21 protein-coding genes, 1 tRNA gene and 1 pseudogene are annotated in these 21,833 nt (G+C 48.8%); 13 read left to right on the forward strand and 10 right to left on the reverse strand.

The genetic code is table 11. The features are described from left to right. Positions 1 to 20: 20 nt before the first annotated feature. Together A3193_RS01995 and A3193_RS02000 are read left to right on the forward strand one after the other, a co-directional pair. Entirely contained in the window at positions 21 to 434 is a 414-nt protein-coding gene (locus tag A3193_RS01995; protein WP_069013900.1) for a hypothetical protein, read from the forward strand. A gap of 60 nt (positions 435 to 494) precedes the next feature. Continuing rightward, a complete protein-coding gene (locus tag A3193_RS02000) occupies positions 495 to 1,589 on the forward strand; it encodes a hypothetical protein (protein ID WP_069013901.1) in 1,095 nt (364 codons plus the stop codon). Between the two features lie 352 nt (positions 1,590 to 1,941). Here A3193_RS02000 and A3193_RS02005 read toward each other — a convergent pair whose 3' ends face one another. The 8 genes from A3193_RS02005 to A3193_RS02055 all read right to left on the reverse strand — a co-directional run bounded on the left by A3193_RS02005 (position 1,942) and on the right by A3193_RS02055 (position 10,638). Next, positions 1,942 to 2,325 carry a hypothetical protein gene (locus tag A3193_RS02005; protein ID WP_069013902.1) on the reverse strand — a complete coding sequence of 128 codons (384 nt, stop codon included), beginning with the start codon at positions 2,323 to 2,325 and terminating at the stop codon, positions 1,942 to 1,944. 200 nt (positions 2,326 to 2,525) lie between these two features. After that, complete coding sequence (locus tag A3193_RS02010) at positions 2,526 to 3,062, reverse strand: hypothetical protein (protein WP_069013903.1); 537 nt, start codon at positions 3,060 to 3,062, stop codon at positions 2,526 to 2,528. Between the two features lie 275 nt (positions 3,063 to 3,337). Then, positions 3,338 to 3,625, reverse strand: coding sequence for a hypothetical protein (locus A3193_RS02015; protein WP_069013904.1), 288 nt, complete (start codon positions 3,623 to 3,625; stop codon positions 3,338 to 3,340). Positions 3,626 to 3,748: 123 nt separating this feature from the next. Beyond that, a complete protein-coding gene (locus A3193_RS02020; RefSeq protein WP_141694524.1) occupies positions 3,749 to 5,020 on the reverse strand; it encodes a hypothetical protein in 1,272 nt (423 codons plus the stop codon). A gap of 492 nt (positions 5,021 to 5,512) precedes the next feature. Then, positions 5,513 to 6,013, reverse strand: coding sequence for a hypothetical protein (locus A3193_RS02025; protein ID WP_069013906.1), 501 nt, complete (start codon positions 6,011 to 6,013; stop codon positions 5,513 to 5,515). Positions 6,014 to 6,103: 90 nt separating this feature from the next. Further along, positions 6,104 to 6,589 (reverse strand): hypothetical protein, encoded by a 486-nt coding sequence (locus tag A3193_RS02030; RefSeq protein WP_069013907.1) that lies wholly within the window; start codon positions 6,587 to 6,589, stop codon positions 6,104 to 6,106. 1,744 nt (positions 6,590 to 8,333) lie between these two features. Further along, positions 8,334 to 8,708, reverse strand: coding sequence for a hypothetical protein (locus A3193_RS02050; RefSeq protein WP_069013910.1), 375 nt, complete (start codon positions 8,706 to 8,708; stop codon positions 8,334 to 8,336). 589 nt (positions 8,709 to 9,297) lie between these two features. Further along, positions 9,298 to 10,638 carry a tyrosine-type recombinase/integrase gene (locus A3193_RS02055; protein ID WP_069013911.1) on the reverse strand — a complete coding sequence of 447 codons (1,341 nt, stop codon included), beginning with the start codon at positions 10,636 to 10,638 and terminating at the stop codon, positions 9,298 to 9,300. A gap of 127 nt (positions 10,639 to 10,765) precedes the next feature. On the opposite strand from A3193_RS02055, the gene A3193_RS02060 reads away from it, so the two are divergent. From A3193_RS02060 to A3193_RS02100, 9 genes and pseudogenes are all read left to right on the forward strand, one after another. Further along, positions 10,766 to 10,841, forward strand: a tRNA-Lys gene (locus tag A3193_RS02060). Positions 10,842 to 11,148: 307 nt separating this feature from the next. Further along, a complete protein-coding gene (locus A3193_RS02065) occupies positions 11,149 to 12,147 on the forward strand; it encodes an N-acyl amino acid synthase FeeM domain-containing protein (RefSeq protein WP_069013912.1) in 999 nt (332 codons plus the stop codon). Between the two features lie 15 nt (positions 12,148 to 12,162). Continuing rightward, positions 12,163 to 12,915 carry a sterol desaturase family protein gene (locus tag A3193_RS02070; RefSeq protein WP_069013913.1) on the forward strand — a complete coding sequence of 251 codons (753 nt, stop codon included), beginning with the start codon at positions 12,163 to 12,165 and terminating at the stop codon, positions 12,913 to 12,915. A 5-nt stretch (positions 12,916 to 12,920) separates the two neighbouring features. Beyond that, on the forward strand, positions 12,921 to 14,300 hold the full coding sequence (locus A3193_RS02075; RefSeq protein ID WP_069013914.1) for a cytochrome P450: 1,380 nt from the start codon (positions 12,921 to 12,923) through the stop codon (positions 14,298 to 14,300). Between the two features lie 318 nt (positions 14,301 to 14,618). Then, positions 14,619 to 14,858, forward strand: a pseudogene (locus tag A3193_RS02080) (IS91 family transposase); the annotation flags it as partial. Between the two features lie 213 nt (positions 14,859 to 15,071). Then, positions 15,072 to 15,221: an EF-hand domain-containing protein gene (locus tag A3193_RS20510; RefSeq protein ID WP_155523034.1), complete on the forward strand. Its 150-nt coding sequence runs from the start codon at positions 15,072 to 15,074 to the stop codon at positions 15,219 to 15,221. Between the two features lie 201 nt (positions 15,222 to 15,422). Further along, entirely contained in the window at positions 15,423 to 15,899 is a 477-nt protein-coding gene (locus A3193_RS02090) for a hypothetical protein (protein ID WP_069004527.1), read from the forward strand. Positions 15,900 to 16,086: 187 nt separating this feature from the next. Next, positions 16,087 to 16,587 carry an alkaline phosphatase PhoX gene (locus A3193_RS02095; RefSeq protein WP_069013916.1) on the forward strand — a complete coding sequence of 167 codons (501 nt, stop codon included), beginning with the start codon at positions 16,087 to 16,089 and terminating at the stop codon, positions 16,585 to 16,587. Between the two features lie 9 nt (positions 16,588 to 16,596). After that, positions 16,597 to 16,974, forward strand: a complete 378-nt coding sequence (locus tag A3193_RS02100) for an alkaline phosphatase PhoX (RefSeq protein ID WP_069004529.1) — start codon at positions 16,597 to 16,599, stop codon at positions 16,972 to 16,974. A 109-nt stretch (positions 16,975 to 17,083) separates the two neighbouring features. Here the strand turns inward: A3193_RS02100 and A3193_RS02105 are convergent, their stop codons facing one another. Both A3193_RS02105 and A3193_RS02110 read right to left on the reverse strand, forming a co-directional pair. Further along, complete coding sequence (locus A3193_RS02105; RefSeq protein WP_069013917.1) at positions 17,084 to 17,932, reverse strand: PDZ domain-containing protein; 849 nt, start codon at positions 17,930 to 17,932, stop codon at positions 17,084 to 17,086. Between the two features lie 575 nt (positions 17,933 to 18,507). Beyond that, on the reverse strand, positions 18,508 to 19,821 hold the full coding sequence (locus tag A3193_RS02110; RefSeq protein ID WP_069013918.1) for a pyridoxal phosphate-dependent aminotransferase: 1,314 nt from the start codon (positions 19,819 to 19,821) through the stop codon (positions 18,508 to 18,510). Between the two features lie 409 nt (positions 19,822 to 20,230). Here A3193_RS02110 and A3193_RS02115 point away from each other — a divergent pair, with 409 nt between their 5' ends. Beyond that, the gene (locus A3193_RS02115; protein ID WP_141694619.1) at positions 20,231 to 20,413 is read left to right on the forward strand and encodes a hypothetical protein; all 183 of its coding nucleotides are present in this window, start codon (positions 20,231 to 20,233) and stop codon (positions 20,411 to 20,413) included. A 638-nt stretch (positions 20,414 to 21,051) separates the two neighbouring features. Next, positions 21,052 to 21,822: a hemerythrin domain-containing protein gene (locus A3193_RS02125; RefSeq protein WP_069013920.1), complete on the forward strand. Its 771-nt coding sequence runs from the start codon at positions 21,052 to 21,054 to the stop codon at positions 21,820 to 21,822. Positions 21,823 to 21,833: the final 11 nt, after the last annotated feature.

A 21,833-nucleotide genomic window follows, 5' to 3' on the forward strand; every position in this document is an offset into this window, starting at 1 on the left:
AAATAATTACGTGTAATTCCATGGCAACAGATATTGAACTTTTTAATGCACATCAAGAGGATTTAAGGCGGCGCGCAACCTCGCTAGCTAACTCGATTTTTGTGATTTCAGGTGGAACGCTGACTTTATCGATAACGATATTTACTAGCGGGTCTGCGCCAAAGCTCTCACAAGACCTAGCTCCAGTATTGAAGTTTTCCTGGGTCGGTCTTTTTTTAGCTATTGTGATTGCGGTCATAGCTTTAACGACAATTATAGCTAGAGATTATGCGTTTGGTGAAAGGTGGCGTAGAGCAATAAAAAGTAGATCTAACAAAGACATTGGGAGCCCTGTTATTATCGAGATAATATTATGGGCTATGGCATTAGCTAGCTTAATGTGCTTTCTATCTGGAATGCTTGGTCAAGCTTACGTGGCTTATAATCTAATCTGATTATCTATTATTAGTTAGTTTTCAAATTTAACTATAAATAATAAAAAACGGGAAGTGATGATGAATATTGAAAAGTTGTATTCAATAACAAAAATAATTGTAGATGACGTAGAAAACGGGCTGATTAAGAAATATTTCAAAGATATGTTGTCTCACCTTCAAAATTCTATTAATACACCTGCCCAACCCCAATCTCAGAGTGAACTTGGAAAGATGAGAGCAAAGATAAATGAGTCTCTTTCTAATTCCGCTGTAAATTCATTCAATATTATAGATATAGAGGCTACTAAGGAGCTGGGTGTAGATGGTTTCATAGGAAACGTGTTGAGAGATAAGATTGAACAGGTATTTGTTGGTAATGATATAACGCCCTCTGTTGCGTTGGAAAATTTGACTGAACTGCACAATGCATTTTTAGATAAGATAGAGAAACTAACCTTTATTCTACAAGGTATTAGTGGTTTGAATATAATTGATGTTGAGGCTGCCAATGAATTTAAACTTATTGTAAGAATTCCTAGGGAATTAATGGATAATAATCTCTCTGGGTTTTCGGATCACTTAGAAGCCTTGAATGAGAATTTGTTAATATTTTCCGAGGTTTCAACCGGTAGACGAGAGTCGCTAAAGATAGGTTCTCTATCGACCACCGACCCGACACTTGTGCTGCCTATGGCCATAGAAATGGGTAAACTGCTGTTAGAAATTCTCGCAAGTGTGGCGGGTATCTATGGAGGGGTGATTCTATTGAAACAGCAAAAGCAGCATCTTATCGATAGTGGAGCGCCAGAAGATACGCTGGATAAATTGACAGAGTGGATTAATAAACAAGTAACTGTGAGGATCAATGAAGAAATTCCGGCTATAGTGGAGAAACACTATAAAATTAATGATGAAGGCCGCAAAAATGAGCTTATAACTGAGGCGCGTAGAAAAACACTAAGGCTCGCTGAAAATATAGATCAAGGATATACGTATGATGTTAAAATACCAGCCTTGCCTGAGGAGGATTTAAGTGACGAAGAGCTAGAGAAAATGAACGCGGACATCGAAGAGGCTATACAAACCCTCACGTCAAATAACAAAAAACTTCAAGATACTAAACAGCTGGGTAGTGGTATATTGCTATTGCCAAAGGACGACGAGGAACTTTAAAAGTATACCGTTTATCCTTATTATTTCTTGATTCCATTCTTGATCACTTGAGTGATTTGGGGCTGATTTTTTCTTAAATATTTATTTCAGAACATCATTCCATAATGGGTAAGCTAATAAATAACTGGGTGCCTGTTGTCCCCACGCAATGCCCCTCCTCATGACTTTCTAAGCCCTCCTGGTTACACTGATAAAATCGTATTCTGAGACTTTGTGAGGCCGAAAATATGATTAATCAGAGGGGCGGCTTTCAGATATCTGATGTCCTTCTGGTTATGTTGGTGTTCTTTATGGGTAAATAAATATTCTCTTGTTAACCATTCTTTAGCTGTCCTGTGGTGAGTTTTTTTCATTACAGTGTTTTATTGTCTTCAACTAATTCATACTTTCCATTAGTAATTGAGATGTCTGGTGCTTGTGTGAGTATTTCTTGTAGCTTCACCTTGTCGGTGGTCTTTTGGCTGCGTTCAATCCTTTTTGTAAGTACTTTTCGTGCGGCATGTATTGCAAAAGTTGAATCTTCGTTACCTGATATAGCATCTGATTTCCATACTTCAAATGCCTCTGTATACTTTTCTGAATTGAACTTATGTAAGCCGTTGATTAATGCGGAACTTGCCAAAAGGCCTTTAGCTAATTCAGTTTTGTTTGGATTTTCGTCTAAAAGCATTGCTATTAGCGATTTTTTTACACCTTTTACGTCGTCGGTTAAAGTAGATAATTTTTGACTATTCATCCATGAAGTTGTAGCTGAATAGAGGACAGCAGTTAAAACTACTCCGATGATAAAAAAACTCTTTTATTTTGTCGATAATACCTTTGTCCATTTGAGAAATACTCTGTTATTTTATGTATAATTGTAAAAACTATCTTGTATTTCTAAGTAAGAAATCGGCACTCATAGTTACCTATGAGTGCCATTAACATTTTTTGTACTCAGATAGAAAAAGAAATATTTAACATCAATCCTGTCTCGTTTTCTTTGATAAAAGGGACAGACTCTACTCCTTCAGGCAAAGCCATTCCTTCTTGAGCGTCTTTTGGTAGGCGTTTAACTTTTGTGGTATACAAACCTAAACCGATATTCAATGAGCGTGTATCTTCCTTGTCAGACCACTTGGTTCTTTTCATTGAGAGCATGCCGCCTACACCAAAAGTATCTAAAGAGTTACCTTCAGGACCAAACCCAACCCCTAAGAAAATGCCGGGTTTTACGTAATTCCAATTAGAAATGGTGCCATCAAAAATATACTGTGCTTGTAGCCATGGAGTGACTCTGTTGTCTATTTTGTCGGTGACTCTTACAACTCCATTTCTTACTTCGGCACTTTCAATATGTGGGTCTTTAAAATGTAATACTGATAAACCAAAACTGAAATACTCACCTAATTTTTCTGGGTCAACTTCAGCATGTACGTTTGTAGCAAAGAGTAAGGGGGCCAGGGTAAATATGACTAAATCTTTTCTAATCATGTTGTAATCTCCTATATACAACTTTCCAAAAACAGTTTAATCGGTTGAACGATCTAAGGTGTCCTAGTGATAGCTAAGAATTAGAGTGTTTACGTGATATCTTAGTCAAGTACTCTACAGTAAACTTAAAAATTATGGGCAGTGCACTATGCCCAAGACAGAATCAAAATAGCGTTAAAATATTTCCTTGCTAACACTTTATCAAAAATATAGCTTAAAATATACAGTGTTATCAGGCTTTCCAAAAATATAGGTTAGACCTAACTATGGAACTATTAATAAACGGTCATCAGCAGGTGCTCTGCAAGACCTTCCCACAGAGCATAGTAGGCTCCAGTAGACATCCCCTTGGGATCAAAAGGAAGCGACTGATATAGAAAGGGCATAAGGTCTACGATCAGCATTGTTACAGCTTCATTAAACCCGTCTCCCTGCCAGTCTGGAATCTTGAGTCTAGTTATCTGAGTAAGCGTGTCAGTGATGTAGGTGAACTCTCTGCTGTTCTCCAGCATTTGAAGCAGAAGGTGTACAGCATCTTCATAGGTTACGTGTTTTGGTTTCAATATTCTGTTCTTTCGGTATCTAGGGTTCGTTGTGTGAGGGTGTCTGATAGGCCCCTCACGGGCGCAATAGGACGCCATAAGGCTTGTCTAGAGATCGTGACCGTGAGGGACTTAGGTAGGTCCTTAAGCAGCCTGGTTGATCTCTGCAAGGCCTGCCGGTGATTCAGTATTCAGCCAGTCAATCAGCAGGTTTCTCATGCGTTTGGCAGGGATGTAGACAGTGATGTGCTTCCCTTGCCTGACACGAGACCGCCAGAGCCACTGCACGAGTTCGTTAAGGGCGTATTGCTCCTGGTTAAATGACACTCCACACTCAGAGAACAGCTTGGTGAGGGCTGGGTTTGGGAAAGCGTTATACGCATAGGCCAGATATTTCTTATGTCGGTAGAGATTCGTAGCTTTCATGTTCACAGCAACATGTGTGTCACGGTTAACACGCTCCTCTGTAGTCATCTTTCTTAGTTGATTCTTGGAGACTCTCCCGCCGATATACCCAAACGGTGAATACTGAAGTTTCGGTTTGAACTCCTGGGGGCACGTCCACATGTTCAGGTGTGGGTCTGTTGCGTCGTTACGAGTAAAGAACTTTCTCATGCAGTTTCTCAGTTTCTTCATGCGCTCTGGCTTCGCCTTGCTTAGGTCACTGACAGATAGCGCATTGCGACGGCTGCCGATAGAGTTCAAGGAGATGTCCTGCACGATATCTAACAGGTGCCTGAAGGACTGCCCATACTCAGGTTTGTAGTCAATAAACATTCCATCCTCTACAGACCTCATCTCATAGTTGAGCTTGTTTAGCTTCAACCACGCAGCCATAACGGACCCCTGGAAGTTGTATGTCAGGATAAACACTTCATCAAAGGTAAGGAGACGCTGTGGACCAGTCAGCCACACACAGACAGCGTCCTGGACTCGTACCATGTTCCCTCTGGATACCTGCTGGATAAAGGGCTCATGTTTACCGGTATAGTCGTTATTTAAGAGGACAACGCGCTTTAGACCGCTGATTTCGTCCACCTCTTCACTGACAACACCGCCAGCTACAAGGGTGTGATAGTCGTGAGAAGTGATTCGGAAAGGTTCTACCACGTCTAGGACTTCGTCCAGGATCAATATGTAGTCCTTGCCCCGCAGTTCTCTTATGGATGTATCATCCCACCGTTTCAGCAGGGCGTGCGTGGTGATAACAGACTTACCTTGAGAAACCGCCTCATTGAAGACTGACAGTAAGGTTTCCTTTCCTGCCTGGTCTTCTGTGTGGGGAACCACTGCGGTCCTGTCGAGTGCGTCGGCATATCTCAGGCACTCTGAGCGGGTCGGGAGGACCACTACAAAGTTCTTGTCGGGATTGTCATTGATATAAGAGATTGCTGCCGTTGACTTGCCACGTCCCATCAGGGAATCAATAACGGTTATTTTCGGGGTACTACAGGGCATAGTTATTCCTTGCCAGAGTGTTCTGGCCGTGTCCTCACAGAGTGAGTATTAGGGTGATTTAGGGGTGATCATGGGGGCATTAACTCCCCAAATTCGAGCCGAAACCCTGTAACCACGCGGGTTTCCGGGCGCTGCTCTTAAGAAAGAGATATCTAGATAGAGAGACTTAAAGATTGACTGGAAGGGGACTGTAGATATGTGATCATTGATTATTCAAAATCAATGTAACTAGACTAATCTGGAAGGTAACCAGTAAGAGTCCAGTAGGCAGAGCTACAGGTAAACTACAAGAGGTCTACTGGTTACCTTACTGTTTAATCTGGTATCAGCTACGCTGAGTAATTGACATAAAAGATTAGAGATAAGAATCTACAGACAACCTTAAGATACCTATAGACCTATCTACCTTTGATTATGTCATTCAGTGGCGATAGCCATATCCAGGTAGAACTATAGTGCCATTGAGGTAGCCTTGATACTCAAGAGTTTTTGCTGGAGACTGCTGTTGATTGATCGATGAATGAATGAGGATTGAGATACAGCGGCGTCGATATCTACGTCTAGCTTGCCTGAGGCACTGGCGGCAGCTACCCCCCGCCTAAATCCCTCAACCAGTGCCCGGTCTAGCATATTCTCAAGGGCTTCGCGTTCTGCCTGCTCATCTGCTTCGATCTTATTTATTAGCAGGGCCATAAATTCATCATCTAGAAGATTGTCAAGCTCTTCTAAATTATTTGGTTCAGTAGGGTCTAAAGCCTCGAAATCATGATCGACTATATAAGCATCAACAAGTCCAACCATTGCTTCTCTGTTTGTTTGTCGTAAGGCCACGCCTAGAACATGATTGTCAGGTGCTTTTGCAAGTTCTGGGATGTTGGGGCTGATAACGGCTCGGATGAGGGCTGGGCGTGATAGAACCATATCTTCGTACTTGACTAAATAATTGCTCATGACTTTGTTTCTCCTATGAGTGTGTGCTGTCAGTTTTGTTTTCTGGGTAGGGTGGTTGTGAGTTCGTTGGTGTGTTGGTCTTTATAGGTGTCAGCCGAAAGGTAACCTTCCAGGCTGGCCCCACTGCTCAGGGTTGGGGGTTAGATCTTCAGCACTCTGTAAGGCGTCTTCACGATCCTGTGAGATGCCCTCAGGGTCTACTGGTATCTCTTCAGGTAACGAGTAATTACCCATGATCAATCCATAGATCAGATTACCTATTGAGTAATCAACATCTGCATAGGGATTAACACGCTCTGCGGTCTCTCTAAGGCTCTCCTGTAGTGCCGTTATGCGCTGATATGTGTCAGGGAATAGGGTGACCTCAAGACGGCGTTTTGTTGCCTCTCTGGTGCCTGTAGACTGCCTTCTGTGGCTGTACAGTGGGGGTCCTTCAGAAAGCTTGCAGTTACCTGTGATCAGGGTGTCTATGACATCATCAGTGGTTACTGGTTTGCCTTCACGAGATGTTAAGAACTCTGCTAGGAATTCAATCTCTTTCACTATCTCAGTGAGGATAATTAGTGTAATTCTCATGGTGTGTAAAGAGGCCCCGGCAGGGGTAGAAACAATCACGAATATCGTAAGTATTAGTGGAAGGGTCCCTGCCGGGACCTGGGAGACCTTGTTTAGTCGGTGTGTTTCGGTGTGTCTGCCCAGTCTGGCAGAGGGAGCACACCTTCTATGATGCGAGCAACAACCCAATCACGGGAAGGAGTTCGACCGGAGGACTTTAGGACCTGGGCTTGTAGCGCCTTAATGTACTCAATGACAGGCGCAGGCAGTCGCTCGATGTATGCACGTACCAACCGCTCAGGATCGACCGTTGTTTGGATAATTGTTGGACCGGCCTTATCTTCGGTCTTGTCTTCTGGGAGCTGGTTGTTAGTAAACAGCATTAGTTATCCTCTGCTTAAACAGCGTAACGGCTGGTATCAGCCCAAGGGGGGAGCGGATGGGTGCCGTTGAGGATATCTTCCAGGATTTCGTCAAGAGATGGTGTACGGCCAGTGTTCTGAAGGACCTGGGTCTGTAATTGACGAAAGTAGACTTTGTTTCGATATGGCAGGTTCCTGATGCCTGCTGATTCCAGCTTCATGTCGAGGTTCGTTGCCCCGACAGTATGCCCGTTTTCATCGGTTGTATATGTAGTTGCCATTGCTTTGTTTGTTCCTTAGTTCAGGTTGTTTAGAAGTTAGAGATAGCAGCCTTAGCTTCTACCTCATGGGTGAAGGCAGCGTTCGAACCGTACCGGGGGTCTTTCATATCACTCAGCATCTGGTCATATGATTCGTAAGCCTTGACGCTCCCTTGAGCGGGCCGGGATGTAGCCTTGTTGAGTGTCTCACTTCTCTGTGAGGAGTCGGTTGGAATTCGAGTGCCTAGGACGGTTTCTACAGTGGAGCCGTCGGGCATGACTAAAACCGAACTGCTGTGTATTGGCCCAGGCTGTGCAGGCCACACACTTTCTGAGCCATCTTTGCCAAGTGCTTTGTCTAAGTCTTGTTGTAGAGATTCAAGCTCTTCTGGAGTGATGGATCTACTGGTACTTCTTGCTGACATATTATGTTTATTCCTGTGTTGATGATTAGAGTGGGAATTACTTCCCACCCCACCTGTGAGTTTCTCTAGGTTTCTCGCGTTTAACGACGCGCCCTAGAATTGCGCTATTGACTAAAGCACTCAGTGATAGGCGCTCTCCGGTCTGTGCTTCGTGAGAGGCCCTGAGGGTCTTTAGTTTTTCTTCAGACTCCGGGAGGAACCGGACAGTCATTCGGTAGGTAGGCCCATCGGTGTTCTTTGGGAGACCGACGAGACCTGATTGGCGTTCTTTTGGGGTACTGCTGGTTGTTGAGTTATTGGTGTTCACATTAAATAAAGCTCCTGGTTAGGTTGGTGGTGTTCGGTGTGGTAGTGCTCTTGGCCAATAAACCGATCTCGACAGACATACACGCGAGGGTTTTATCCCTGTAAGTGCGGGTTTCAAACTTACGGCTAAAATCGGGTGATTTGAGGCCCTCCAGACCCCCCCCCCCAAAGATCATAGGGAGTCAGTGAGGGATCAGAGAGAGTTCAGGGAGGTATCAGCCAGTCTTCTGGTGGTTCTATACCCACCGATGCCCACGGGCAAATTCATGGATAATCTGCAAGGCTGAAAACGGCTTATCTTTCTATAAGGGGGGGATTCAAACTAATACAATAGAATCAATGACTTAGTAGGGGGTCGCTGCCAACCAAAAATCAATGACTTACGGCTGGCGGCGAGTACCTAAATAACGGGTTATGCGTGTCCTAACAACAGGTGATCTGCAAGACCCTGCCAGACCTCTTCCAGCTCTTCTACAGTCAGCCCTTCCCACTGATCTCTATACTCATCCTTTGCCAGGGTTTCCCCCAGGGTCTCAATCAGGATGGACTCTGGCGGTGTCCTCAAGTGATCCTGCAAGGCTTCTCTAAGGCCACGTACCAGCTCTGTGTCTACGCTTTCCCAGCTACTGGGGTCTAGGTGCCAGTCAGGGCCTATACGATCTACAGCAGACTGAAGGGCAGACTGTGTGAGGGTATCTGCGGTGTCTTTAAGGTCCTGGTAGTAATCCAGGCAGAGGAGGGCGGTACTATAGGCAGAGTCTACGGTGTTGATCTGGGTGTTACTCATCTGTGTTGCGTCCTGTTTTGTTCAAAGGTGCAGGAAAAGTAGTGCAATAAGTAGTACAAGTCAACATAAACAACTGATGCAGAAAGTAATAGTTACTCTATAGTAATCCAACCGATAACGTGACAATCACCCCACAGGTAGTACCAATGGATACACAATCCATTGACCTTAGGTTTTAAATCAATTACTTAGCGGAATTAGTGACAAGAAAAGGGACACAAAAGTAACTATCCACCTCCCAGGGTGGTATCGATCAGGGTTCTTTGAGGGATCGGAAAGGAATCAAGAAGAGGATAGGGAGGCCACCCCCTATGGGGGGGGGGGAAGCCGTCCCGTACTTATCAATTTATACCTTCACGAAAATTTCCGGTAAAACTTTCAGGCCCCTAGATGGAGCCAGGAATTCTCTACTGAAACAGCTTGCGTGTTTAAGGACCCCTACCGTTTTTGTTCTTTCTTTCTAGTCCTGGTCTCAAGGTAAACTCAATGATGGCAAACACCCCCGCCAGCAATACAGCAGCCATAGGTTGCCCCAGCTGAAGCAGTATTCCAGGACAAACTATAAATATTGTTAGCCAGATGTATCTCATTAGAGCTTGTCAGTACCTTTCAGATCATAGGTTATCTTCTCGACAGCCTCCCGCATTGCCTCAATCGTCTGACCTTTACTGTAGGTATTGAATGCCAGAGCATGTGACTTGTGGCCGACAATACGTTCAATCAGTATCCCGCTAACGTCTGCCTGTTCCATCTTTGTTATGAAGGTATGACGTAGGCCGTGGAAAACGTAATCTTTTCCGAACCCAAGAGACTTCTTCACTCTGCCGAATACCTTGCCGATGTTCCAGCTGGGGCGCATATCGGGTCCTCCGGGCACAAGGCCCTTGATCAGTGGGCCTGTATCCCTGGAATCAATCAATGATCCGATAAGTGGTTTAATGGCGCTGTGGATCGGTACTTCTCTCACGGCAGATGCAGTCTTACCTTCGCGGACCTTGAAGGCACCATCAGTACAATCCTCTACCTGTAATGAACAAATCTCATCGCGCCTCATGCCTGTGTGAATGGCTATCAGGGTTATTGAGTGGCATCTGCTGGCATTCTCACGGGATACCTGCTGCTTTTCTTCTTTAGATATCCTTGAGAACTCAGCGAGGACCGTCTGAAGCTGTGTGTCTGACCAAGCCTTACGGTCGGTATCTTCCGGCTTAACCTCTGCTCTACGTCCTCTGATTGCTTCTAGTTTGATGTTACCGAAGGGGTTTCGATTGACAATACGCTTGGACTGTACCCAGTCAAAGAATAGGTTGAGAGTATTCAATCTTCTTTGCTTGGTCTTATGTACCACTCCACTATTGATGATATGCCTATCAACGAAACTCCATGCCTCATCCTCACTCAGGCAGCTATGTATAGGCACATCCCGGCCTAACTCATCTGCCCAGATGTCAACCATCTTCATCCGGTCCCGTACGGCACCATTAGTTAATCCATCAGCACACCAAGTTTCATACTCAGCTAATAATGATCTAAGGGAAGGGGAGTCCTTCTTTGCCTTAGCGATCATAAGGGCCTGCTTGATGTTCTCTGCTTCTGTCTGCTCATGCTTGTTGACGTATCTCTCAAGGGCATCCAGCAGACCAGCCTCAGCATTACCTTCTGGTGTATCCTCAGCGCTTCCTTTCAGCTTGTGGAGCTGTTTAGCCATGCGGATCACTAAAGGAACGTCCCGCCCTTCGTCTTGAGCTTCTTCTACTTCCCTGTGGAACTCAGTGTGCATCATGTCTCTGAGCCTGCGGGCTTCGTTGATGTCACGGGTTTTGAGAGATTTCGTGAAGAATGTCCCGTAGACCTCCTGCATAAATACAGGGTATTTGCGCTTGTAATAGAATGTATGGCCCCTCTTGACCATATATTTCATATCTGACATGATCACCGCCCCTGAAGTAGTACTGCTAGGTAGTACAGGGTAGACGAGTAAGTTGCTGAATTCAATAGGAATCATGGACTTGCGAAAAGCGGCCTGAGCAACCCATCGTCCACCCCATCTACAGAACGGGCCATTAGCTCAGCTGGTAGAGCAGTGGACTCTTAATCCATTGGTCGAAGGTTCGAATCCTTCATGGCCCACCAGATTTCAAAAGGGTTAGCGTTGTAGTAGGCGCTAACCCTTTTTTCGTTTGCTTGAGTTTTGCGTGATCCCCTACCACTCTTTACCGACGACTAAAAGTATGCTTCAAATCGTGGACACGAACCTGGGGTAATCCAACACGAACCCTGGCCCGTTTCCATGCACTCGTGAGCATATGTCCGACCGGTTTGTTCTTGTAGTGAAACACATGGGTGGGGTGTTTCCCAATGATCGACAAGGAATTTACCAATTGCAACTGGTCTACACTTGCTAACACGGGTTGAACGGAGGTAACGCGGAGGACAACACTTGGGCCCGCAGAAAAACACCGGAGAAAGCCAGTTTGACATGGAAACACCCATGGCGTGGTTGGACCTGGCCAACTTCAAATTGGTCGACTTCTCTGTGGGTGACGAATTGCGTCGCAAGGGTATCCATTACTCGAACATGTACCTGATCGTCAGCGGCCAGGTGGAAGTATTGCCCGAGGGAAGATCAGAGCCAATCATCCTGGGTCCTGGCTCGCCGGTGGGTGAGATCGGTTTCATCAGGGGCTGCCGGGCCACTGGCACGGCTACCGTCCTGCAACCTACCCAGGCACTGTTTCTCAATGACGCCACTTTGTGGGACATCGAGCGGAAGAATCCGCCGCTTGCCCTGCACCTGTTACGTACGCTTGCCCAAACGGCACAATTCCGGCTCGATCGGGACGCCAACCTAGCCGTTGAAGTGGAGGCGGAGACCGAAGGAAAAGCCAGGCCCGAGGTGATCCTGTGCCGCAATGACGACATGCTGGAGCAGGCCATGGGCATTCGCTACCAGATCTATTGCGAGGAACTGGGCCGCTCCTCCCCCTACGCGGACCACGAGCGAAAGCTGATCCGCGACAATCTGGACTCGTTCGGCTACACCTTCATCGCCATGCTTGAAGACCAGGTGGTCGGTACCTTGAGGGCCAACTTTGCCGCCGACGGCGACCTGGGCACCCTTGAAGCCCTTTACGGCATGGCCGAATCGCCACACCACCCGAAGCACACCCTGATCTGTACCAAGCTCGCGGTCGAGAAGTCACGACGCGGCAGTGTGATCTACATGGAGTTGATCCGGGCGGTGACAGCCTATGTCATGAACACCGGCAGAGACATCAGGGAATGCTATATCGACTGCATTCCCGGTCTGCTTGCACTGTACAAACGCATCGGTTTCGTACCCGCTGGTGAGATGTTCTATCATTACGAGAACGGCCCTTCCCTACCCATGGTCATGGACTTGGAACAGTATTCCAAAACCTTGGCGAAACGACTCTAAGCATCGGAAATCTCAATGTTCACAACCACTGAGATAGCAGTATTGGTTATTGTCGCCCTGCTTGGTCACGCCATGGCCCTATTCTGGCACCTGGCCGAGAAACGCGATTCACCGTTGTGCAGCACGCGGATCTATGATGTGCCACTCAAGAAAGGCCAGTTGCAACGGGAGTTCAAGAATTCCGTACTCACCCCTTTGCATGCCTTGCTGCTGGTGGCCATGCTGGGATTCGGGTTTTTCGACAACGACAGTTGGGGCTCATTCCTGATTACCCTGGTGTGTACATTCATCTGGGCAGAGATCTGGCACTACTTCTCACACCGCGCTTTTCATCTGCCTTCGCTGCTGTGGATTCACCGGGAACACCACCGCAGTCAGATCAACTCGCCCCTGACGGCGGTTTCATTTTCCTTCCTGGAGAAACTGATCTTCGACCTGGGCATTCTCCTGCCCCTAGTCATCGCCGACCAGTTTATCAGCGTCAATTTCTTTGGGCTGGCCGCCTGGTTCATCGGCTACCTGGTCATCAACTCCTTCAGCCACGCCAATTTTGAGTTCCGCCCCGCCAACTACAACCGCCATGTGGGCAAGCTGATGGCCACCACTATCTACCATTCCTTGCACCACTCCCGCTACACCGGCAATTACGGTCTGGGTACCCGTGTGCTGGACCGCCTGCTGGGTACCGAGTGGGAGGACTATGAACGGCTCTATGATCGGGTTTGTAGCGAACGCCGCCCCCTAAGCCGGCTCAAGGAGCGGACCTAGATCCAATGAACGATTCCAACACGGAGAACCCGGAGATTTTGGTCCCGCGTGTCGAACCCGCGCCCAAACCCCTGCGCTTTCCTTCAAACCTGATTCAATTGTTATCGAACAATTTGAAGATCATCCCGGCAGCAGCCTACCGGGAAGACGTTGTTATCGCTCCGGGACCACCGCGCATGGCCTTCGTCACCGGGGCCGAGGCGCTGAAAACCGTTCTGCAGGGCAAAGACGACGAGTTCCCCCGCGGACAGCTTTCTTTGGACATACAGGCCCCCCTGTTCGGCAACGCCATGATCCAGTCACACGGCGGAGACTGGCGCTGGCAGCGCAGGTTGATGGCTCCCCTGTTCCGGCATGAGGAGTTACTGTCGTACACAGACATCATGTCCGGGGTGGCCGAGGACCTAATCGCCCTCTGGCGCAAGAAGCCCACTACAGGAGTGCGTCCGGTCAACCAGGACATGATGCAGGCCACCCTAGCGGTGATCTCACGCACCATGCTCGGAGGGTCCAGCGACAAGGTAAGAGCGGTCATGGAAGCCGGCCACGCGGAATACTATCGCCAGATCAACTGGTGGATCCTCTATTGCATGCTGCGTTTGCCACATGGCTTGCCGAGGCCGGGTGGAAGCGCCATGCGCACACATGAAAAGCGCTTGCGCGAGGCAGTACGGACACTTGTCCATGCACGCCGTGAAGCTGACCTGAAGGGTGAAGACCTGCTCGGACGTCTACTCCAAAGCAAGCACCCGGAGACCGGCCTGGTGATGACCGAAGAGCAGTTGGTGGATAATATAATCGCCTTCTTAGTGGCCGGTTCCGATACCACCGCCCTGGCACTGACCTGGGCGCTTTACCTGATCGCTCGCAGTCCACGGTGGGCACATCGTATGCGGGCGGAGGTCGAGCGCGTGGCAGGCGACGCACCCATCGGCCGGGAACATCTTAGTGAGCTTGTGGTAGTGAAGCAGGTGTTGAATGAGACCCTGCGGCTGTTTCCGACAGCACCCGTAACCGTGCGGGATACCCTCCGGGACGTGGAACTCGGCGGTGTCCCGATATCTGCGGGCACCATCATCATCGTCCCCTTTTACGCCATTCATCGTCACCAGAGCTTCTGGCGCGATCCCGACCGCTTCGACCCGGCCCGCTTCGCCGCGGATGCACCGGACAAACCTGGGCGCTACCACTTCCTGCCCTTCGGTGCCGGCCCACGTATCTGTATCGGTGCCGCCTTCTCCATGATCGAAGCCACCATTATGCTGGCGGCTCTAGTGCGCGCCGCTGATTTCGAGCTGACTTCAGGCTATGAACCCCAGGTCACAGGCCAGATGTTCCTGACCCCTGGGGGGGATATGCCCATGCGGATCAGGCTTCGCGGTTAATGCCTACGTGTGCTAGTCCGACAAAGTAGCCTGTAACTAACAAAAAAGGGGAGCTGGAGAAGCACCCCACTGAAAATCGGTAGTGATTACCGGTGGAGGATCAACTGCTGCCGGCTACTTGCTGCACTCGTCGAGCCATTTGCCGATGGTCAATCAGCATTGATGCTATGTGCAGCTCAACTGAGACACATCGCAGGAACAAAATGGGGTACTCGATGTTACCTGACCATGCAAGCAATACATAAAATGAATTTGGAGAATCAACTGACTGCGTAAGCGACCGCCTGATTAAAAAGTGCGAAAGATTCTTGACACTAACCCATCACCCGCCGAACGGCGATGACTTGGGCACAACGCCTCAAACGTGTATTCAACATCGACATCGAGACCTGCAGTGTCTGCGGCGGCACCATGAAGGTGATTGCCTGTATTGAAGACCCGGTAGTGATCAAGCAGATCCTCGATCACTTGGAGCACAAGGCAGAAGCCAGTGAGCCCTGGGCGCTACCTGAAAGTCGGGCGCCGCCGGTCGGACTGCAGTCAGGGCTGTTCGACTGACGATGCCGAAAACCAACAGTGCCAATCAGTATGCTTCGCTCAGGCTACCACGGCAGGGATTCGTAGAGCCGGATGTCGGAAATGGAGCCGATTGTGGGGGAGTCGAGGTCAAGTTTTCAGCGTTGCTGGCTCCCCGTCAGCCGGATTCGGGGTGCATGGCACGGTTGCAGAGAGTCAACAGTACTCCAAAACTGTTGGATGTGGGTGAAATGGGTGGTTACTCTTCCTATACTTGATAAAACCGAGTACGCAGCTGCCAAGGCCGTCGGCGTTGAAAAGGTATTCGCAGAAGTCGACACCGACAGGAGCGGTACAATCAATACCGAAGAATACGCTGCCGTGCTTGAGGCGGATTGCGAGTAATATCAGCTGGAGACCGGGCCTGAGCTCAGTCATAACCAGTCAAGAAAGCCGGGGCATGTCCCCGGCTTTTTCGTGTGCTCATCTACCAGGACGTTGCGGCGATGAAACAATATTGCCCGACCTAACTGCCAGCGGCACACATTTCTTATGCAGTTGTGTTAAGTTGGTTAAATAAAGAAACCTGTTACCTGGAGGGCATACATGCGCAAGCTTGTTATCGGTGAGACCATGCCATCGCAGCAGTCCGCAGATGTCACCGACTGGCTGGATCTTGAACAGCTCGCCAGGGTTGAAATGACCTCTGAGGACGCTGCCTACCCGATCGAAGCCGCGCTGACAGCGGAAGATGATACAGGCTGGCGTGCCAGCATGCCCGGTACGCAGACCATCCGCCTGTTGTTTGACAGTCCACAGAAGATCACGCGTATTCAGTTGCTGTTTGAGGAAACGCTTCAGCAGCGAACGCAGGAGTTCGTTCTGCGTTGGTTGCCTGCCGGCACGGAGGATGACCGCGAGATAGTCCGCCAGCAGTATAACTTCTACCCGGCCGGCAACACCCAGGAGCTGGAGGACTACAGCGTCAGTCTGCAGGCTGCCATCATGATCGAGTTGTGCATCACGCCCGATATCAGCGGTGGCGATGCACGGGCCTCGCTGGCGCAGTTGCGAATCGCCTAGCATAACCACACGGTCAGCTGGCACGACAGGCCTGATTATAACCACGGGCAGGTATGGATGATCAGGGTGCCTTGCGGGGAAGATGTGACATGGTCTGACTTCAAAATACATACAAAAAAATATGAACGAGAAAACCGCAACCATATACTTGGCCCTATTCTGCGACTTCTAAAACGTCGCCCTGGGTGTGCGTGATGCTGAGTACCGGGAACTGGATAGTATCGCCAATGTTGCACACGAAGGCATCAACTTCAGCCTGCAGAGCAAAAAGACCATCTACTACATTGACGAATGGCGCTCTGGCTCCATTTACAAATTCGTCATGCACAAGAAGGGTAACTACACCAAGGGCCAGACTTTCGTACTGTCTGTAGACAATTTTATACCTTCCGGTGGCGTAGCAGCAGATCTCTACAATGAACAGGCACCGGGTGTTGTTCGCACCGGTGCTGCGACCTGGATCCCGCTTACTGATAAGCATGGCAATCCACTGGATGGCATCACTGATCCGTTCCGTAACGGCCCGACCAATGATCCGCGCACAAACGTTGACACCCGTGGCGGTCGCGTTGCTGCAGACGATGCCAACGGCACCCCTTATGGCCGCCCGGAGGATATGGAAGTAGGTAAACTGCGTAACGGCAATGAAGTAATCTATTTTACGGCTACTTCCGAGAATATCATCTAGTCGGTAGAGATGACTGGCAAGAAAACTGCCATGGTGCGCGAGTTTGTGAATGGTGATGTAACGCCTAAGAACGATGGTTTTGCCCCGACCGCTGGCATGCTGAACTCGCCGGATAACCTGGCACAGGATGCACTCGGTAATATCTACATCATCGAAGATGCCCCAAACAGCTCTACTACCGGCGGTGATATCTGGTTTGCTCGCGACAAAAACAACGACGGCGTTGCTGAGTCAATCGACCACTTCATGAGCATTCGCGTCAATGGCTCTGAGGCGACCGGTATGATCTTCAATCCGGCCAAACCAACGGAGTTCGTCGTAGCTGTGCAACATCCGGAGAGCACCAACCTGGACACAACTCTTGACGGACTGGGTGATGCGGTATGACAGTTCAATCTGGACGATGATGACTAAGACAGACAGGACTCAACTTTAGAGAACCTCGATCTGTTCTGAAGAGCCCTGCGCGGAAGCGCAGGGCTTTTACATCAAATTATCAGAGATCCGGATCGATACGTGTGTTTGTCAATCGCACACCCATCGGTCCGCGCGGTATCCACAGCATCATCTCCTGTCCGTCACGTTCGACGTTGACACTGACATACTCATCGCGAGTACCCTGGGTGGTCGCCCGTTGTAATTCGGTATAATCGAACAATCTTTGCTCGTCGTAGTCCATGATCATGTCGCCCGGTTTGAAGCCGGCCTGTTCGGCGGTGGAGCTCACCATCACCGAGTCGATGCGAATCCGGTTCGGCTGGCCGTTGTTGTAAAGAAAGCGGTCGTAGACGTAGTCACCAAATTCATCACGTATCGAGATATCCTGTGCCAGCAGTTCGTTCAGCTCATCCCTGTAGCGTTCCGTGTCTATGTAGCCACTGCGGATCGCGGTATCACGCAGTTCCAGCCTTTTCAGATCAAGTTCGCTTCTGCGGCGAACGACTTCCTCCGCCATTATTGGGTCGACACCGGCATTCAGCAGGTTGTTGGTAAGGGCACGTGCATTGTCGCTGGACGGTATTTCCGCGCTGCTTGATGTCGTTTCATCGCTACCAAGCGCATCTGAGGGCTCCGATACGCTCATTTCTTGCAAGGACTGCTCCAGTTGCTCGACCCGAGAGGTTAATTGATCGACACGGTCTTGTAGCGATTCAAGCTCGTTGGGCTGCATGGCATCGGGTGCTCTGTTGGCAACAGCCATAATCGCAGGTTCGGATGTCTGTGTGGGTGTGGCCGCCATCGTTGACGTGATGGACTCATCGTCCTGTTGCGACAGGATCATGAAGATGCCTGTGAGGATACCGAGAGCAAACAGGCCGGGGATAAAAATGATCTGTTTATTCATTTGCTTCTGGCAGCTAAGGTGGTTTGAAAAGAATCCACGCGAAGCTGGTAATTGATGGTAGGTGCTGAATTATTGACAGCGTAGCTGACGTGTAATTCCCCTTAGGGGTGAACTCAATACAGATGATCGACGGCATGCAACTATCGAAGCTGGCTCCGTCTGGCGTTGGGGGGATGAAGCTGATGCAAGCATTGAAGGAGATCGATATCTTCTGAAGGATCGCACAGCCTGTTGAGGTTGAAAATCAGTTCTTGGTGTTGCTTTACTGCGAGGAGTGCGCAGCATTGATAGGATTACTCAAAATTAGAGTGGTATTTATCGTAGTGTTCGGGTTGCAAAAGTGAAGGCTGCTGACTCTGTATAACCCCAGCCTGAATTGTCGATATAGCGGATGGTTGTTGAAGATACCTTTAGTTGTACATCTTACCAACAGGATCGTAAGTTTGCGGTGAAGATGGATTTTTCTTACATACAAACTACTACCTTTGCCATTGGAATCCAGAGAGGCAAAATGAATATGCTGCGTCAGCACACACGGCAGCGTTCTGAAGGATTCCTGTTTTACTCTACGTTCACTACAATCTGTCCAGCCACACCTCGATCCGGTCCATCGCATTGATCAGGTTCGGGCAATATTCGTACAGAAACGCCTCATCGATCTCTGTTTCAGGATCCGCCGCAATGAGGGCACGTTCGCCATCGAAGTCGACATAGGCCATGCGCACGGTGAATTCTGTGGCCGGCCGGCCGAAGTCGGTACCGGGCAGACAGGCTACGCCCGCATCGTCGAGCAGTTGCTTGCACAGGTCACGGGAAGTCTTGATCCCGCAAGCAGCAAAGCGTTCACGATGCAAGCTGAAGTCTGGGAACAGGTAGAAACCACCTTCAGGGTCTGCCAACTCGCAGCCCATATGGCGCAGTCGGCCGGTCAGAGACTGCCCCAAGCCTTTGAGTATGCGGCGTGAGCGACTCAGGTAATCGGTGATATCCGAACCGCCTTCGAACGCACGAATCGCTGCATACTGGATGGGTGCACTCACCGTGGTGAAGGTTTCGCTTGCGACCACGGCCATCGCGTCGAGCAGCCAGCGAAGACCTCGCGGAAACAGGAAGGTGCCGAGGCGCCAGCCACCGGCGCCAGCCCATTTGCTCAAGCCACTGCTGATGATGGTGCCTTGCGGGTAGTGACGTGCGATGGAATGGTGTTCGCCTTCGTAGTGCAGTTCGCTGTATATCTCATCCGATAGCACGAGCATGCCGTAGCGTTCCGTGACCATTGCGATCGCCTTCAACTCTGCATCGCTGTAGGTGATACCGACGGGGTTGTTCGGGTAATTCAGAATCAGCAGGCGCGGTCGGCCCGGGTCCTCGAGACATATTGCTTCGAGTTCTTCGGCTTGGATGCGCCAGCCATTCTCGGCCAGCGTATTGACGCGCCGGATCTGGCGCCCGATGATAGAGGCCTGCGGCGAATAGGAGACCCAACTCGGGGCTGGTATCACCAGATCGCCATAGAACACCAGCTGTAATATGAACATCAGCTCCTTCGAGCCGGGTCCGATCAGTACATCATCAGCAGACCGTTCGATGCCGTTGACCCGGGAGTGGAAATCCGCCACGGCCGAGCGCAATGCCTGCAGGCCACGTACCGGCAGGTAATCTTTCTGATGTGCGTTCCTCTGCAACGCAGCGACGACACTGTCAGGTACCGGGAACGGTGATTGACCGAGTCCCAGTCGATAGATCGTTTTACCAGCCTGCTGCAGGGCAGAGCTCTCTTCATTGATCGCCAGCGTGGCCGATGTATCCAGTCCACGGACATTCAGGTTAAGGTGTACGCAGGGTGACGCCGAACCACTTCTTGCGCTATTCAGATTGACGACATTCATGACAGATTCCCGGATATCAATATCAGTTGATAGTAATATTGCAACAGCTGTACCAGTCAATCGAAAACTAGCTATGTTATTGATTATCTATATTAAAATCTGATGCATATCGAATTTCATCAGACTGATCGCACTAAATTGGTGCGAGAAATGCGGTTTATTTCGCTGAGCTGGTGCAGTTGTTGGTAAGCTCGGTATTGATACTCTTCACCGAATGGAACCATCACGGCCGGGCGTCAAAGTCATCTGGATCCGGGTGAAAGGAGTGATCATCGATACCACGCTTGTCTCCGTTTACCTGGGTCCTATTGGATTAGTGTTAACAGGCCCTGGGCCACGGGTGTTACTGTGGTGACAATGGGACTCTATTGAGAATGATTTGAAAAGCGAGGATTCGATGAATGAGGTAATGATGATAACAGCTGTTGCCGTTGTAATCGGGCTGATCTGGGGTTATAGGAAGCCCGCGGGTTACTGCAGGATGAGCACGGTTGAGCAGCAGGGTTTGAGCAACCGCATCTGGAGCGGCTTGATCAATGGTGCTGTACTTGGAGGTATTGCTTTGGTGGTTGCAACCATCCTGCTCGGCTAGGCACTACCATCGTTGAGTTGTCAACTTGTGGTCGTAAACAGTGGGTAGTGGGTGAACAGTCGAGCTGACACATTTCCTGTTTATCACCGTCGTGACAGTCTACATATTTTTGATGCATGATGCAGAGTGCGGCTTAATGGTTTATTTATCGTGAGGTTGACATATTTTAATGCTTGGGCCACTGAGTGGCGTACAGGCACATCGAGCAAAAAAGCCATTGTTATAGTTTCATCGACTAACGATCAGTCTATTTTTCCAGGCCTGTGAATGTTTTGCGTAGGTGTGTTTCGGAATTTTAGTCTACAGCCACACCCATGGTATATCGGATTTATCTGTTTCCCAAAGCGGCACAAGATCCAATAGTTCAGATGAGTTTGGATTTAATAGCTATTACTGGGGGGGTTCGAACCATCGACTTCAATCAGTTCTGGTTAGACAGCCAAACAATTCTACAGACTCCACGAATATGGTTGATGAAGTTGATTGAATATAAGCTGGGGAGAGCAGGCGGGATTCCTTGCTTTATGTCAAGGCGGTTTGGGATTAAAATTGCTAAATAATAGAATCATCTGTCCTCTAGGGCCTATTGAATTAGTGTTAACTGGCCCTAGTACAATAATTAGATATCTGGGTTTTACATGCACTTTTCCATCCTCTTGATCGAACCCCCGGGAATTGACTCTCAACTGCTTCAGTTGATGCTGGCCCCGGAAAAGTTTCGTGTAAGAACATCCGAATGTGGTCTGAAGGCCTGGAATGCCATTCTGACCGACGATGTTCCGGATCTGGTCGTCATGGATGCGGATCTACCGCAACAGGGTGAAATTCAGATCACAGCCGTACAGCTTTTGGAAATGATGAACAATCAGGCAAAGTGGTGCAATGTCCCAAAAGTCATTCTAGCCTCAAACAGCAACAGCTCGATATTAAAAATCTCAAGTATCTCCAGTGTGAATGCAATCATACTTAAGCCTTATGATCCACGAAGGTTCATGCAGGAGATCTATAAGAGTTTGACGCAGCACATCGAGAGCCATATTACTGAAGTGAATCGACAACATGTTCAGTTGGGTGCTGCTTTTCAGGAACTGATCAAGCTTAGCGAACAACAAAATGGCAATGATTTAGCGCGTGCTTTCACTCAACTTTCACACGCAATTGAAAAGCACTTTGATTTTGAAGAGCATTTCATGGCGCGTCATAATTATCCTGATTTCATCGATCATCATGATAACCATAAACTGCTGCTCACTATGGTTGATAAAATGAAAGCTGAAATGGCACAACCTGAAAAATCGATTACGACACAAAGAATTGAAAAATTGAGAACGGATCTTTTCGAAGATGTAAACGATGATAAAAAATACATCAAGTTTCTTTCGAATTTACGCTCATCCTTAGTTGGCTAGGTATGCTTAGC

It is taken from the genome of Candidatus Thiodiazotropha endoloripes (genome assembly GCF_001708965.1).
In the GTDB taxonomy this organism is placed as follows: Bacteria; Pseudomonadota; Gammaproteobacteria; order Chromatiales; family Chromatiaceae; genus Thiodiazotropha; species Thiodiazotropha endoloripes.